At 56.3% G+C, this 14,726-nt stretch carries 11 protein-coding genes and 1 tRNA gene; 6 read left to right on the forward strand and 6 right to left on the reverse strand.

Going from position 1 to position 14,726, the window contains the following annotated elements; all coding sequences use genetic code 11:
- Positions 1-2: 2 nt before the first annotated feature.
- Positions 3-78: transfer RNA gene (locus P1U71_RS12090), tRNA-Lys, on the reverse strand.
- Between the two features lie 266 nt (positions 79-344).
- Between P1U71_RS12090 and P1U71_RS12095 the strand changes: the two genes are divergently transcribed.
- Entirely contained in the window at positions 345-869 is a 525-nt protein-coding gene (locus P1U71_RS12095; protein WP_367281188.1) for a peptidylprolyl isomerase, read from the forward strand.
- An 18-nt stretch (positions 870-887) separates the two neighbouring features.
- Here the strand turns inward: P1U71_RS12095 and P1U71_RS12100 are convergent, their stop codons facing one another.
- Both P1U71_RS12100 and P1U71_RS12105 read right to left on the reverse strand, forming a co-directional pair.
- A complete protein-coding gene (locus P1U71_RS12100) occupies positions 888-1,643 on the reverse strand; it encodes a glucose 1-dehydrogenase (protein WP_301105862.1) in 756 nt (251 codons plus the stop codon).
- Between the two features lie 103 nt (positions 1,644-1,746).
- On the reverse strand, positions 1,747-3,459 hold the full coding sequence (locus P1U71_RS12105; protein ID WP_301105863.1) for an ATP-binding protein: 1,713 nt from the start codon (positions 3,457-3,459) through the stop codon (positions 1,747-1,749).
- 218 nt (positions 3,460-3,677) lie between these two features.
- On the opposite strand from P1U71_RS12105, the gene P1U71_RS12110 reads away from it, so the two are divergent.
- Positions 3,678-4,445 carry a DUF502 domain-containing protein gene (locus P1U71_RS12110; protein ID WP_301105864.1) on the forward strand — a complete coding sequence of 256 codons (768 nt, stop codon included), beginning with the start codon at positions 3,678-3,680 and terminating at the stop codon, positions 4,443-4,445.
- On the opposite strand, the gene recG is transcribed toward P1U71_RS12110, so the two are convergent.
- Entirely contained in the window at positions 4,437-6,527 is a 2,091-nt protein-coding gene (gene recG / locus P1U71_RS12115; protein WP_301105865.1) for an ATP-dependent DNA helicase RecG, read from the reverse strand. The two genes, P1U71_RS12110 and recG, sit on opposite strands and share 9 nt — an antisense overlap.
- A 156-nt stretch (positions 6,528-6,683) precedes the next feature.
- Here recG and P1U71_RS12120 point away from each other — a divergent pair, with 156 nt between their 5' ends.
- Together P1U71_RS12120 and mfd are read left to right on the forward strand one after the other, a co-directional pair.
- Positions 6,684-6,962 carry a succinate dehydrogenase assembly factor 2 gene (locus tag P1U71_RS12120; protein WP_301105866.1) on the forward strand — a complete coding sequence of 93 codons (279 nt, stop codon included), beginning with the start codon at positions 6,684-6,686 and terminating at the stop codon, positions 6,960-6,962.
- A 6-nt stretch (positions 6,963-6,968) separates the two neighbouring features.
- Positions 6,969-10,466 (forward strand): transcription-repair coupling factor, encoded by a 3,498-nt coding sequence (mfd, locus tag P1U71_RS12125; RefSeq protein WP_301105867.1) that lies wholly within the window; start codon positions 6,969-6,971, stop codon positions 10,464-10,466.
- A gap of 1 nt (position 10,467) precedes the next feature.
- On the opposite strand, the gene P1U71_RS12130 is transcribed toward mfd, so the two are convergent.
- The gene (locus tag P1U71_RS12130) at positions 10,468-11,121 is read right to left on the reverse strand and encodes a DsbA family oxidoreductase (RefSeq protein ID WP_301105868.1); all 654 of its coding nucleotides are present in this window, start codon (positions 11,119-11,121) and stop codon (positions 10,468-10,470) included.
- A 70-nt stretch (positions 11,122-11,191) separates the two neighbouring features.
- A complete protein-coding gene (locus P1U71_RS12135) occupies positions 11,192-12,496 on the reverse strand; it encodes a diguanylate cyclase (protein ID WP_301105869.1) in 1,305 nt (434 codons plus the stop codon).
- Between the two features lie 198 nt (positions 12,497-12,694).
- Here P1U71_RS12135 and P1U71_RS12140 point away from each other — a divergent pair, with 198 nt between their 5' ends.
- Both P1U71_RS12140 and P1U71_RS12145 read left to right on the forward strand, forming a co-directional pair.
- Positions 12,695-13,462 (forward strand): SDR family NAD(P)-dependent oxidoreductase, encoded by a 768-nt coding sequence (locus tag P1U71_RS12140; protein WP_301105870.1) that lies wholly within the window; start codon positions 12,695-12,697, stop codon positions 13,460-13,462.
- A gap of 9 nt (positions 13,463-13,471) precedes the next feature.
- Entirely contained in the window at positions 13,472-14,725 is a 1,254-nt protein-coding gene (locus P1U71_RS12145) for a flavin-dependent oxidoreductase (protein WP_301105871.1), read from the forward strand.
- Position 14,726 lies beyond the last annotated feature (1 nt).

Here is a 14,726-nt window from a genome sequence, read left to right on the forward strand (position 1 = left end):
AATGGTGAGCCCGACAGGATTCGAACCTGTGACCCGCTGATTAAAAGTCAGCTGCTCTACCAACTGAGCTACGGGCCCACAATTTGCGATGTATATCACGACCTTGCCACCCGAAAAAGAGCCCGCAACGTCGCAATGCGGCTGCAACATAGGGTCGTCCCGCCGGATGGTCAAGCATCCATTTTGATTTTTTTGGAAGACCTTCCGAATTGCGGTTATTTGTCCCGGTTCAATTTTAAGGATGGACGGCCCGGCCGCCAGATGGCAGTAAATAAGGCCTGTCTTGTTAATGAATGAGGAAACGGATGATTTCGAAATTTCTGTCGCGCGTGAGTGCGATTGTGATGCTGGCGGGCCTGCTCTCGCTGCCGGTTACTTTTGCGCAGGCTGCGGACCCGGAAAACACCCTTTACCTTGACCTGCAATACGGGCGTGTCGTTATTGAATTGCGGCCCGACCTTGCCCCCAATCATGTCGCCCGGATTAAGGAGCTGACACGGGAGGGTTTCTATGATGGCCTCAAGTTCCATCGGGTAATAACAGATTTCATGGCGCAGACCGGAGATCCCAAGGGGGACGGCACCGGCGGTTCGGGGCGCAAGCTGCGCGCTGAATTCTCCAACACACCGCATGTGCGCGGCATCGTTTCCATGGCGCGGGCCAGCTCCCCCCACAGCGCCGATAGCCAGTTCTTTATTGTCCTCGCTGACGCCCCCTGGCTTGATCGCAAATACACCGCCTTCGGACAGGTGACCGAGGGGATGGAATTCGTTGATCTGATCAAGAAGGGCGTCGGCAAGAGCGGCATGGTACCGGGCCAGCCCGATATTATCGTGAAAATGCAGGTTGCGGCGGACGTTAAGGAATAACACCCGCCACGAACAAACCTAGACGCAACGCCCGCCGTCCACTTCCAGGGCGACACCGGTGATAAAGGACGCATCGTCAGAGGCCAACCACAGCGCCGCGTGGGCGAGATCGCGCGGCGTATTTTCCCGGCCCAGCGGAATTGTCGCGACGAACTTGTCTCGGATTTCCTGAGTATCAACCCCTCCCATGAACTCCACCGCCATCGGCGTATGGGCGAAGACCGGGCAAAGCGCATTCACCCGCACCTGTTTGGGCGCCAGCTCCACTGCCATGGATTTCGACATGGTAACAACCGCGCCCTTGCTCGCGTTGTACCAAGTAAGACCGGGACGGGGGCTCAGTGCCGCAGTGGAGGCAATATTGACGATATTGCCGCCCTTTTCCAGCATATGCGGAATAATGCCTTTGCTGGTCAGGAAGATGCTTTTGACGTTAACCTCAAAGATCTTGTCGAATGTCGCTTCATCCACATCGAACATAGACCCGTTACGCTGCGGCATCCCGGCGTTATTCACCAGAATATCGATCTTCTGAAAATTATCGAGGGTCTGCTGCGCCATCGCGGCGATATCATCGGCGCTTGTCACGTCGCATTCGCTGCTGATCGCGATGCCGCCCGCATCGATAATATCCTTTGTGACAGCAGCCGCTGCAGCACCATTAATGTCGCTCACAACGACTTTCGCTCCTTCGGCCGCGAACAGCTTCGCCATGCCTTCCCCAAAACCGGAACCCGCGCCCGTCACAATGGCGACCTTATCTTTTAACCGCATGAATATCCTCCTTTTAGTTGGCAGGATAGTTCACGCTTCCGGCCTGATTGGCAAGAGTGGCGATAAAAAAATTTCAAAAAATTTGCCCGGACGGGGAGGGCGTTCAGGCCGCCTTGTGACAGATCCTGGTCGGCGGCAGATAGAGGGTAACGACGGTGCCTTCGCCATATTTGCTCAACAGTTCCAGCCGCCCTTCATGCATTTCCGCAAGATTCTTCGAGAGCGGCAAGCCAAGACCCGTCCCGTGGTACTTCCGGCTTTTCTCGCTATCCACCTGAACAAACGGCGTCAGCGCCCGCTCGATATCGCCTTCGCGAATACCGATGCCATTATCGCTCACGCTTATCTTCATGCCCTCATTCTCGAGCAGCTGGACGGAGGTGATGATGCGCCCACCGGTCGGCGTGAATTTAACGGCGTTGGACAGAAGATTGATCAGGATCTGCTTGATCATCCGGCGATCGGCAAATACCTGCGGCAGGAGGGGGTCAAACTCAAGCTTGATATTAATATCATTCTCGATCGCGCGTTGCTGGGTCAGGCGAATGCATTCATTGACCAGCACATCGATCTCGACTTTTTCTTCGTTAATTTTCTGCTCGCCCGCCTCGATTTTTGAGAAATCCAGGATATCATTGATCAGTTCAAGAAGATGCAAGCCACTCGCGTTAATGTCATGGGCATATTCCAGATATTTACTGGACCCGAGCGGGCCGAATATCTGGCTGATGATCACCTCGGAAAATCCGATGACGGCATTCAACGGCGTGCGCAGTTCATGGCTCATATTGGCGAGAAACTTGCCTTTGATCTGCGCGGCGTATTCCGCTTCGTCCTTGGCCTGTTTCAGAAAATCCTCAATCTGCATCTGGGCCGAGATATCGCGGATCACAAGCTGCAATACATTTCCTTCGCCATAAAGCAGGGCGGACGCTTCCATTTCAACGTCCGTCTGCCCGCCATCTTCGCGGATAACCTTCGATTTAAGGGGAGACAAACCCTTGATCGCCTCGACATTATCGGCGCTTCCGAAATAGGGCGCCAGCGCCTCACGATCCGAATAGGGGAAATAGCTGGAAATCTTCTGACCGATCAGATCATGCCGACCTCTCAGTTTGAACAGCGCCAACGCCGCCTCATTGACATAAATGATAAATCCGCTCTGATGCGCGACAATCGCATCCGGTGACAGCTCCACCATGCTGCGATACCGATCTTCATTTTCCCGCAACGTCTGATCGGCAATCCGGGTCGCGGTCACGTCCGAAACGGTTACGATAAACGCGCCGTCCGGACATAAGTTGAAAGAAACCTCGATGATTTTGCCGCTCGCAAATTGGCGGTCTGCCTTTCCGGAAACGCGACCGTCCATATGCTCCAGTGTTTCGGCAATGAAGGCATCCCTGTCGTCGCCGACATTGACATAGCTATCGAAGTTCCAGGAGAGAATGTCCTGAAACGTCGTTTCAGGGGTAAAGCGGTTTTCGTCAATCTCCAGCAGTTTTGCATATCGGGCGTTCCATTTCAGCAAACGGTACTGTTCGTCAAATACACTGATCCCGATCTCAATATTATCAAAGACAACGTCCAGTATTGATTCCCTCGCGAGCAGGGCATGATGTTCTTTTCGTGCATGCCGCCCTTGCAGGATGGTAAACCCCGAACAGGCCAGCAAGCCGCCAGCAGCAATAAGACAATAAACAGAGCTGAAAAGGCTCTCGGTCAGGGCAGGCAGTATCAGGGCGGCACCGAGCGACCCCGACAGCAAGGCAACACCATTGGTTTCCCATATATTTTTTAATTTTTTATAATTCATCGAGCGTCTTCTGGCCCTATCAAGGACAAGCTGCGGTTAAGGCAGCTCTGTAAACTGGCGTAATTGTACCGTGTTATTCTTAAGAGGAGGTTTACGCACCATTGCAGAATGGAAATTTCAAAAGACAGCTTCCGGGCTTCGTGATAAGGTGCTGCATCACTCAGGAAGTACCGGTAACTCTGTAAAATTTATGCTGTTTTAAAGCCAGTTAGCGAGAGATGTTTAAAAAATCGACGGACCCCTCCGAAGACGACGACAGGAAACCGGTTCTTGTGGAGCCAGCCCCGAAGGCCAGTCCGTTTGCGCGCCTTCGCACCTATTTCCTGACCGGTATTGTCGTCACTGCGCCGATCGCGATCACGATTTACCTGACCTATGTGTTTGTCTCCTTCGTTGATGCCAATATCACGCCGCTGATACCCGCACGCTATAACCCCGAAACATATCTCCCGTTCAGTGTGCCGGGCCTTGGCGTGATTATTGCCGCCTTCGCCCTGATCATGATCGGCTTCCTGACGGCCAACTATCTTGGCCGCGCGTTTCTGACATTCGGAGAGCGCATTGTCGGCCGCATGCCCGTTGTCCGCTCTATCTATCACGCGCTCAAGCAGATAATGGAAACGGTTCTCGCGCAATCAAGCTCCTCCTTCCGGGATGTCGTGCTGGTGGAATACCCCCGCCCGGGAATCTGGGCGCTTGCTTTTGTTACCAGCACGGCGGAGGGGGAGGTAGACGGGCTTCAAGATGACGACATGATCAGCATCTTCCTGCCGACAACCCCGAACCCGACATCCGGCTTTCTCCTGTTCGTGCCCAAAAAGGACCTCAAATACCTCGATATGACGGTGGAAGAGGGCGTCAAGCTGGTTATTTCCGCCGGTATGATCTGGCCGGAACCCCCGAAACCGGAAGAGAATGGCAAGGATGAAAAGAAAAAACTGCCGCCGCAGTCACCGGACAGCAAAACCACCCCTTCGTCAGCCTGACAGATATCGTATCGCACTATCCCGTTCGAACAGATAGAGCAGGGTTCTAAGCGCGTTTCCCCGCTCACTGCCAAGTTTTTGATCCTTTTCCAGGATCAGGCGCGCATCGTCCCTGGCAATGGTCAGCAGGCGGGAATGGGCATGCAGGTCAGCGATTTTAAACTCCGGAAGGCCGCTTTGCCGGGTACCCAGTATCTCGCCGGCGCCGCGCAGGCGTAAATCCTCCTCCGCGATACGAAACCCGTCCTCTGTCTCGCGCAGGATGCCAAGACGCGCCTTCTGCGTCTCACTGAGTGGTGCGGCATAGAGCAGGAGGCAGGTGCCCTCCAGCCCGCCGCGGCCGACACGCCCGCGCAGCTGATGCAGCTGCGCAAGGCCGAAACGTTCCGCATGCTCGATGATCATCACGGTGGCTTCCGGCACATCAACGCCCACCTCAATCACCGTGGTGGCGACAAGGATCTTAATCTCCCCGGCCATAAAGCGACGCATGCAGGCATCTTTCTCATCCGCCTTCAACCGACCATGGATCAGTCCGACCTGATCTCCGTAAAGGTTCTGAAGATAGGTAAAGCGTTCTTCCGCCGCCGCGACATCCAGAACCTGTGATTCCTCCACCAGCGGGCATACCCAGTATATCCGCTCCCCGGCGGCAAGCTTGCGCTCCAGCCCCACCGCAACGGCATCCAGCCGTTCCAGATCAATCGCGCGGGTATCAACCGGTTTCCGCCCCGGCGGTTTCTCGGCGATGATCGACACATCCATATCCCCATAGGCGGTCAGCGCAAGAGTGCGCGGGATCGGCGTTGCCGTCATCACCAGCACATCAACGCCGCCCTTGCCATCACGCCCCTTGGCGCTCAAGGCGAGACGCTGATGCACGCCAAAACGGTGTTGTTCATCAATAATGGCAAGGCCGAGATCGTGGAATTTGACATCCTCCTGAAACAGGGCATGGGTCCCGACGACCAGATCGACCGATCCGCTTTCGAGTTCTTCAAGTATCTCTGTACGTTTTTTGCCTTTAAGGCGACCTGTAATCAGCAAACATTTAAGGCCCGCCTCACGCGCCAGCGGCTCGATTGCATTAAAATGCTGATGCGCAAGAATTTCCGTCGGCGCCATAATGGTGGCCTGCGCCCCGGCCTCAACCGCCTGCGCCATGGCAAGCAGCGCGACGACCGTCTTCCCGCTGCCCACATCCCCCTGCAACAACCGCAGCATCCGGTGCGGCCCCGTCATGTCGTCTTCAACCTCCTTCAGCGCGCTATCCTGTGCGGTCGTCAGGGTGAAGGGCAGGGCGGCCCGAATTTTCTTTCGTATGTCACCGTTGCCGACCAGTGATCGGCCGGGTTTTCGTTTCATGCTCCGTCGCACCAATTCCAGGGCGAGTTGGTTCGCCAGCAATTCATCATAGGCAAGGCGGGAACGCGCCGGGGTTGAACGCTCGAAATCCGCCTCTGTTGTTGGGGCATGCGCCTCGATCAGGCTCTCCTTCCAGCTTTTCCAGTTTTCGCGCGCCATCAGGCTGGCATCATTCCATTCCGGCAGGTCGGGCAGCAGGACGAGAAACTGCCGCGCCGCCTTCAGGAAGGTCGCGTTCGTCACCCCCGCCGTCAGCGGATAAACGGGCTCGAATGTCGGGATCGTCTCCACGGTCTCTTTCGTCGCGACATGATCGGGGTGCGTAATCTGGTAGGTCCCGCCATATTCCTCCAGCTTGCCGCTGACGATCCGTTCCTGCCCCTCGGGCAGTTGCTGACGCAGGTAATTTTCGCGTCCGTTAAAATAGGTGAGGGTGAGGGAGGAATCACCCGCCTGACATTGTATCCTGTAGGGCACCCGCCGATTGCGCGATGGCTGATGATGCTCCACTCGCAAGGTGACGATCACGTTCTGATCAATGAGATCCGGCGTTATTTCCGTCACCTTCTGCCGCGTGACAAGCCCTGACGGCAAATGCCAGGCCAGATCGATAATATTCGGCCCGGCCAGCTTCTCAATAAGCGCGGTGAGCCGGGGTCCGATGCCGGTCAGCTTGCTGATGGGTGAAAAAAGTTGATACAGGATCTCTGGACGCACCGGCTTCCCTCATGGCTTGTTCGCGGCCATTGTGCTGCGGTATACCGCCCAAGGTCAATGCCGCATCCTCCTATATCGCGGAACAATGTCACTTCCTGCTGACAGGGCGGACAAGACAGGCTATATCCATGCTCAACCCAAAAAGAGCACGTGACCATGACAGAAGACATCATCATCCGCCGCAAACGGCTTATCCATCGTTCCCTCTATACCGGCATGAAGGAGACGGACCTGCTGCTCGGTGGTTTTGCCCGCAAATACCTCGCGGATTTTTCCAGCGACGAGCTTGATATATACGAAACGTTGCTTGAAGCGGGGGATCCGAATATTTATGTCTGGGCTGTCGGGCGTGAAGAAGTCCCCGCGGAATATCAAACTAATGTCATGGCACTCCTTCAGGAGTTCACCCGGTTCGAGCAACGCAGCAAAGACTAAAACTGCATGAGCAATACAACAGCCCCGCGCCTGAGCCACCGTATTTTGGAACTGACGCAAGGTGATCACGCCTTTCGGCTTGAATCAGTCCCGGAAGGATATGACGCCTATCTTCTGGGGGAGGTTGCGCGCGAAAGTGACCGCGATCTCCTGTTTGTGCTGCGTGATGATATCCGCATGGCGGCGAGTGAGGCGACACTGGCCTTTTTCCGTTCCGATATAGAGGTTATCAGCTTTCCCGCCTGGGATTGTCTGCCCTATGACCGGGTATCCCCACATGCCGAAATCGTTGCCCATCGGATGACCAGCCTTGGCCGGATGACGGAACAGTCGGACAAACCCCGAATTTTCCTGACCACCCTCAATGCGGTGACCCAACGGGTCCCGCCGGTGGAGATGGTGAAGAACAGTCGGCTCGATATCCGCGTCGGGGACAAGGTGAACGGATCGGATCTCGCCGCCTATCTGGTCGCCAATGGCTTTTCGCGGATCGGCACGGTAATGGAACCGGGCGAATTCGCCGTCCGCGGTGGCCTGATTGATATTTTTCCACCGGGCGCGGAAAACCCCGTCCGCCTTGATCTTTTCGGGGACCAGGTGGACGGCATTCGCGCGTTTGACGCGCTCTCGCAACGCTCAACCGGCAAGATCGACAAGCTCGAATTCACTGCCGCGTCGGAATTTCTGCTGAATGATACGTCCGTGCCGCTGTTCCGTTCCCGTTATCGGGAGGAATTCGGCGCCGTCACACAGGATGATCCGCTCTATGAGGCGGTGAGCGAAAAGCGCCGCCACGCCGGAATGGAGCATTGGCTGCCGCTCTTTCATGAGCAGATGGAAACGATTTTCGACTATCTGCCGGACGCGATCCTCTTCCTCGATCATATGCTGGAGGAGGCGCTGGACGCCCGTCACGACACGGTCATGGATTACTACCAGAGCCGGAAGGACGCACCCCGGTCTGGAAATGCCGATTACAAACCATTGCCGCCAGAGTATCTTTATCTCAATCCCGAAGAATGGCATCAGAATATCGCGAGCCGGGCCGCCGGACAATTTTCCCCCTTCAAGAGCGGCACCGAGGATGCCGCCACGCTGGATGCAGCGGGTAAGGCCGGGCGGGATTTCGCGCCGGAACGCGCGCGGCATGAAGCAAATATCTACGATTATCTCAAATCCCATGTGGTCGCAGCGCTAGACGATAAAAAGCAAGTCATCCTCGCCTATTTCACCAATGGCTCCCGCGCGAGAAACAAGACGGTGCTTGCCGATCACAGGATCGAGCCGGTTCGCGAAATCGGTGATTTTCGCGATATTTCCGGCCCCAATATCCCGAACCTCGCCATTCTGCCGCTCGACAAGGGGTTCGAGACGCCGGATTTCATTGTCATCGGAGAACAGGATGTCCTCGGCGACCGACTGGTGCGCCCACGCAAATCTTCCAAACGGCATGAGAATTTTATCGCCGAAGCGTCCCAGCTTTCGCCCGGCGATTATGTCGTTCATGTGGATCACGGGATCGCCCAGTATGAAGGGCTGACAACGATTGAAATTTCTGCCGCACCGCATGACTGCGTAACGCTTCTCTATGCGGGCGGGGATAAAATTTATCTGCCTGTCGAAAATATCGAGATGCTCTCTCGCTACGGCGGGAGCGATATGGCAGCCGTGCTCGACAAGCTCGGTGGCTCCGGATGGCAGGCCCGGAAAGCAAAGCTTAAAAAGCGGGTGATGGAGATGGCCGATCAGCTGATCGGGATCGCCGCCGCGCGCCAGCTTCGAAAAGCCGAACGACTCATACCGCCGGACGGGCTTTATGCCGAATTCTGTGCCGAATTCCCGTTTGAGGAAACGGAGGATCAGCTCAAGGCCATCGAAGATACGCTCACCGATATGGCAAGCGGCCGTCCAATGGATCGCCTGATCTGCGGTGATGTTGGTTTCGGCAAGACGGAGGTGGCGCTGCGCGCCGCCTTTACCGCCGCCATGGCGGGGCAGCAGGTGGCCATCGTCACCCCGACGACCTTGCTCGCGCGGCAGCATTTCAAGGGCTTCACCGCACGCTTTGCCGATTTGCCTGTGCGCATCGCCCAGCTTTCGCGCATGGTGACAACGAAGGAGGCAAACCAGACGAAAGCGGAGCTCACTAGCGGGCAGGTCGATATCGTCATCGGCACCCATGCCCTCCTTGCAAAGTCCATTAAATTCAACAACCTGGGGCTTGTTATTGTCGATGAGGAACAGCATTTCGGCGTCGGCCACAAGGAACGGTTGAAAGAGCTGCGGGCCGATGTGCATGTGCTGACCCTGACGGCAACGCCTATCCCGCGTACCTTGCAACAGGCCATGACGGGTATTCGCGATCTCTCAATTATCGCGACGCCGCCGGTGGATCGCCTTGCCATCCGCACCTTCGTCCTGCCGTTTGATCCAGTGGTCCTGCGCGAAGCGCTCCTCAGGGAGCATTACCGGGGCGGCCAGAGCTTCATTGTCTGTCCGCGCCTGAAAGACCTGCCGGAGATTGGCGAATTCCTTCGAGAGCATGTGCCGGAAGTGAAATATGTCACGGCCCATGGCCAGCTCCCCGCGAAAGAACTCGATAGCGTGATGAACGCCTTCTATGATGGCGCCTATGACGTTCTCGTGGCGACGAATATCGTTGAATCCGGTCTCGATATCCCGTCCGCCAATACGCTGATTACTTATCGCGCGGATATGTTCGGTCTCGCGCAGCTCTACCAGATCAGGGGCAGGATCGGACGGTCGAAGACGCGGGCCTATGCGTATCTGACCCTGCCGCCGCGCAAACGGCTCTCTGATGCAGCGGAAAAACGCCTGCGTGTCCTGCAATCGCTCGATACGCTGGGGGCGGGCTTTACGCTGGCGAGCCATGATCTCGATATCCGCGGGGCAGGGAACCTTCTCGGCGATGAACAATCGGGCCATATCAAGGAAGTCGGCTTCGAGTTGTATCAGGAAATGCTGGAAGAAGCGGTGGCGAATGCCCGTGAGACAGAGCTCGGCCACGCCAGCGAAGCGGAGGATAAATGGTCGCCGAGCATCAATATCGGCACATCGGTGCTGATACCTGAGCATTATGTCGCCGATCTCTCGCTCCGTATGGAACTCTACCGCCGGATTGCGGCGCAGGAAACCGCCGAGGAAATCAACGCCTTCGCCATTGAGCTGGTGGATCGTTTCGGGCCGCTGCCTGATGAGGTATCCCATCTGATCGAGGTGATGACAATCAAGCATTTCTGCCGCACGGCGAATATAGAGAAGATCGAGGCCGGACCGAAAGGCGCTGTTCTGACGTTCCGCGAGAATAAATTCGATAATCCGGGCGGGCTGGTGGAGTTTATCTCGCGCGCCCCCGGCTCAACAAAGCTGCGCGGCGATCACAAGCTGGTCCACAGCCGCAGCTGGCAGCATCCGGAAGATCGGTTAAAAGGGGTACTCTGGCTCGCGCAGAATCTCGCGAAGATCGCCAAGGCCGCCAACTAAGTTATTCAGGCGTATCCGAAGGATTCGCGGCTTCATCCGCGATTTTGTCAAAGGCCGCGAGAAAGGCCGCCGGGTCTTGTGCACCCGAGACGGCATATTTATCATTCAGGATAAAGAAGGGAACACCGGAAACACCCATCTGGCGGGCGCGCATATCCTCTTCACTCACCAAGTCACGATCGGCGCCCTTTTCGAGCAGGTCCGCGACCAGCGTCTTGTCCATCCCGGCCTCTTCGGCGGCGGCAATCAAAACGGCATGATCCCCGATATCCTCCCCATCGATAAAGAAGCGGCGGAACAGGATTTCCACAAGTGCATCCTGACATCCGGCAGTATTCGCCCAGCGGATCAGCCGATGGGAGTCGAGGGTATTGGGGCTCCGTTCAATTTTTGAGAAATTAAAAGGAATATCAACAGCCTGCCCCGCGACCTTGATATTTTCATAGAGCTCTTTCGCGCGTTCGGGGCTGCCAAATTTACGGGCCGTGAATTCTTTCCGGTCCGCGCCCCCTTCGGGCATATCGGGATGGAGCTGAAAAGGATGCCAGTTAACCTCCACATCAAGATCGGGACGGGCGGCGAGGGCGGCTTCCAGTTTCCGTTTGCCGATGAAACACCAAGGGCACACGGTATCAGAGACAATATCTATTTTCATACCCTGACTATAGGGCGGCCCATGGGCCCATTCAAGGGGTAACTGGAACGATCAGTCTAAATAGCCGCCGTTACGCCGCCTTTTCTTCATCAAGACCCTGAGACATCCCCCGCTCAACGACATCTTCAATGCTGTCGTTCGGCATGACTTCCGCCAGGCCGACAAAGGTTTCCACGCGGATCGGGTCAGAAAGCTGTGGAAGCGCAAATTCGGTCGCGCGGAGTACCCCTTCCACCCGCTTGAGCGCAGTGAGGGCTTCCACTTTACGGGTGCCGGGAAGCGCAATCAGGAAATGCCCGGGTTCGAGATGGCTGCAAAAATCCTCTCCGCGAACGAGGTTGGATAGCGCCGAGCCGATCTGGCGGAGCAGCTGATCGGCGGAAGGATATCCGTGCCTCTCCCGCACGCCCTCCAGATTAGCAATCTTGATGGTCGCCACGCTCAGGACTTTATGCTGCACCGCATGCTCCTTAAACATGACCGGCAGATGCGCCCGCATGAACCCGGTGGAGTAGAGCCCCGTCGATCCATCCGCCACGGGATGCGGCTTGGCGACCCGGAACAGCTTCTGGATCGCAAAGCGATAGCGATATTGCTGAATTTGCAGGCCGACCCGGTTAATCAAAGCATCCATCTCGGCCTCATGAAGGATAACGTCCGACACACCGTGAACAAAGGCGGCGCGGCGATTCTCCGCATCCTCCAGAACCATCAGCACGGGAAGGTTATAAAGCCGCGTGTCTGCCCGGATATCATTGCAGAGCCGAAGGTTGCTGTCGCCATGACCGACACCGGAGAGGATAACCGCATCAAATTCCTGCGCCCGCAGGTCGTCAATCGCTATTTCCGGATTTTTACAGATATGGATATTGGTCCGCGTGTCGAGACGGAGAAGGATGTTGCCCAGTACCACCGTCTTGTTGCCGACGATCAGAATATTAGCCTCACCGATATCCGGCTCGGGGGAGGTGACGGTTGATAGATCCACACCATAGGTTTCCGTTGTCGCACTCCGGCGCGCGAGTTCCTGCTCCATCGTTTCCAGCCGCACGAGCGAGGCAACACGGCGGATAAGTTCGAGATCGCAAAAGCCCGGGGAGATGGTCTGTATCCGGCATTTGAAGTCCGCCGGCCCGACCAGCAACGTCGGAAAGGCATTCTCTGCCGCCATCCTGGCAATATCCTTCACATTCACGTGGGCGGCATTATTCTCGCCGTCGATCAGGATCAGATCAAACGACTGATCTCCAAACTCCTGCTCAAACATCTCCAGAAAAGACAGGCGTGTGCAACGATACCCGGCCTCAACGAGGCAAGGCTCTATGTTATTGGCCGGGCTGTCCGAGACAACCAGAAGATTGGCGGCGTAACGCATTCTTAGCATCTCCAAAATTACAAGCCGCCAGTTTGGCATGAAATTTCTTAAAATAATGTGAGTTTCCCCCAAATACTGCCAATCCCGCCTGAACGGCCTGAGTGATTTATAAATGCAGCCTTGATTTTGCGCATGGGACGGGAAATCATACAGACAGAACGACAACAAAAATAACAAGACGCAGCTCAGGAGAAATTTATGACATTGCCACAAAACCTTGAAGGGAAGCATGCGTTGGTGACGGGCGCGTCGTCCGGACTTGGCCGGCAATTTGCGCTGACGCTCGCGCGGGCCGGAGCGAAGGTAACGCTCGCCGCCCGCCGGATAGAGAAGCTGGAGGAACTGGCGGCGGAAATTGCGGCCTTCGACGGGCGTGCCCTGCCGGTGCGGATGGATGTCACGGATATCGCCAGCATTGAGGAGGCCATTCATGTTGCGGAAACGGAACTCGGGCCGGTCAATATCCTCGTCAATAACTCCGGTGTCAGCGCCCAGTGCCGGGCGGAAAACGTCACCGAAAAAGATTTCGATTATGTCATGGACACCAACGGGAAGGGCGCCTTTTTTGTCGCCCAGGCTGTCGGGCAAAGCATGATCCGCCATGGTCAGGGCGGCAAGATTATCAATATTGCCTCTGTCGCCGCATCGAGGGTGCTCAAGCAAAGCGTCACCTATTGCATGTCAAAGGCGGCGGTGGCCCATATGACCCGCGCGCTTGCCGATGAATGGGGACGGTATAAGATCCAGGTCAACTGCCTGAACCCGGGTTATATCGTGACGGAGCTTAATCGCGACTATTGGGAGACCGAGTCCGGCAAGCGGCTCACCTCCAAACTGCCGGGCCGCCGGGTAGGGGAACCGTCCGATCTTGACGGGGCGCTGTTACTGCTCTCCGGGACCGGTTCTGATTTCATGACGGGCTCGGTTATCGCGGTGGATGATGGCATGACCGCACAAGGGTTTTAGGGAGGCAGCGTGGCGGAATTCAGCGGAATAATTGCTGGTGGCGGCTTGGTCGGACTGACCCTCGCGCTTGCGCTTCACCAAAAGGGGATCAAGGCGAGCGTTTATGAGGCAGTTAAGAAAATCAAGCCTTTAGGGGTCGGGATTAATCTTCTCCCTCATTCCGTGCAAAATCTCGCAAAGCTCGGCCTACTAGAGGAGATTGAGAAGGTCGCCATTAAAACCTCCAGCCTCGCTTACTATACCGAAGACGGCAAAGTGATCTGGCGGGAGCCGCGCGGGCTGGAAGCAGGTTACGACGTGCCGCAATTCTCCATTCACCGCGGCGATTTCCACATGATCCTGCTGAACGCAGCACGGGAAAGGCTAGGGCCTGAGAATATCATCACCGGGCATCATTTCTCCAGTTTCGATCAGGATGCCGACGGTGTAACCGCTCATTTCACCGATCGTCAGACAGCAGAACCCAAGGGCAGTGCGCGGGGGGATTTCCTGATTGGCGCCGACGGGATCAATTCGCAGCTTCGGCATATTTTCTATCCCAATGAAGGTCCGCCCAAATACTCCGGCCAGATGCTCTGGCGCGGGGTGACGGAGATGGAGCCCTTCCTTGATGGCCGGTCGATGTTTATGGCCGGGCATAACGACCTGAAACTCGTTGCCTATCCAATCCGGGCGGAAAGCATGAGGCGCGGCAAATCCTATATCAACTGGATCGCGGAGCGGCGCATTCCCTCCGATCTTGCGGCGCGGGCGGCGGACTGGAACGAAACGGGCCTGCTCACGGACTTCAAACCTTATTTTGAAAACTGGGATCTCGGCTGGCTGGATATCGGCAAGCTCTTCGATAAGGCCCTCTCTATCCATAAATTCCCGATGGTGGATCGCGACCCGTTACCGAAATGGTCCTTTGGCCGGGTGACATTGATGGGGGATGCGGCGCATGCCATGTATCCGAATGGGTCCAACGGTGTCTCGCAAGGGGTGCTGGATGCAATGACCTTTGCCGACCTGCTGGACGGCGCGACGGATATTGAGGCGACGCTGACCGCCTATGAAGAGGCGCGAAGGGAGGCAACCGCAAAAATCTCCCTCGCCAACCGGCAAACGGGGCCGGAGCTTGTCATGCAGATGGTGAAGGATCAATGCCCCGGCACCTGCGGGGAGGTCCATAGCTGCATTCCGCAAGCAACATTGGAGGAGGTGGCAACCGCCTATAAAAAGCTTGCGGGCTTTGACAAGCAGACCCTGAACGCCGTGAAATAAC

The organism is Sneathiella sp., assembly GCF_029233945.1.
Taxonomy (GTDB): domain Bacteria; phylum Pseudomonadota; class Alphaproteobacteria; order Sneathiellales; family Sneathiellaceae; genus Sneathiella.

Bases quoted from the DNA above. Each gene is read 5' to 3' on its own strand.
- mfd (WP_301105867.1), top strand. From the start codon at position 6,969: ATGAGCAATACAACAGCCCCGCGCCTGAGCCACCGTATTTTGGAACTG.
- P1U71_RS12135 (WP_301105869.1), bottom strand. From the start codon at position 12,496: ATGCGTTACGCCGCCAATCTTCTGGTTGTCTCGGACAGCCCGGCCAAT.
- P1U71_RS12100 (WP_301105862.1), bottom strand. From the start codon at position 1,643: ATGCGGTTAAAAGATAAGGTCGCCATTGTGACGGGCGCGGGTTCCGGT.
- P1U71_RS12105 (WP_301105863.1), bottom strand. From the start codon at position 3,459: ATGAATTATAAAAAATTAAAAAATATATGGGAAACCAATGGTGTTGCC.
- P1U71_RS12120 (WP_301105866.1), top strand. From the start codon at position 6,684: ATGACAGAAGACATCATCATCCGCCGCAAACGGCTTATCCATCGTTCC.
- P1U71_RS12095 (WP_367281188.1), top strand. From the start codon at position 345: ATGCTGGCGGGCCTGCTCTCGCTGCCGGTTACTTTTGCGCAGGCTGCG.
- P1U71_RS12140 (WP_301105870.1), top strand. From the start codon at position 12,695: ATGACATTGCCACAAAACCTTGAAGGGAAGCATGCGTTGGTGACGGGC.
- P1U71_RS12130 (WP_301105868.1), bottom strand. From the start codon at position 11,121: ATGAAAATAGATATTGTCTCTGATACCGTGTGCCCTTGGTGTTTCATC.
- P1U71_RS12110 (WP_301105864.1), top strand. From the start codon at position 3,678: ATGTTTAAAAAATCGACGGACCCCTCCGAAGACGACGACAGGAAACCG.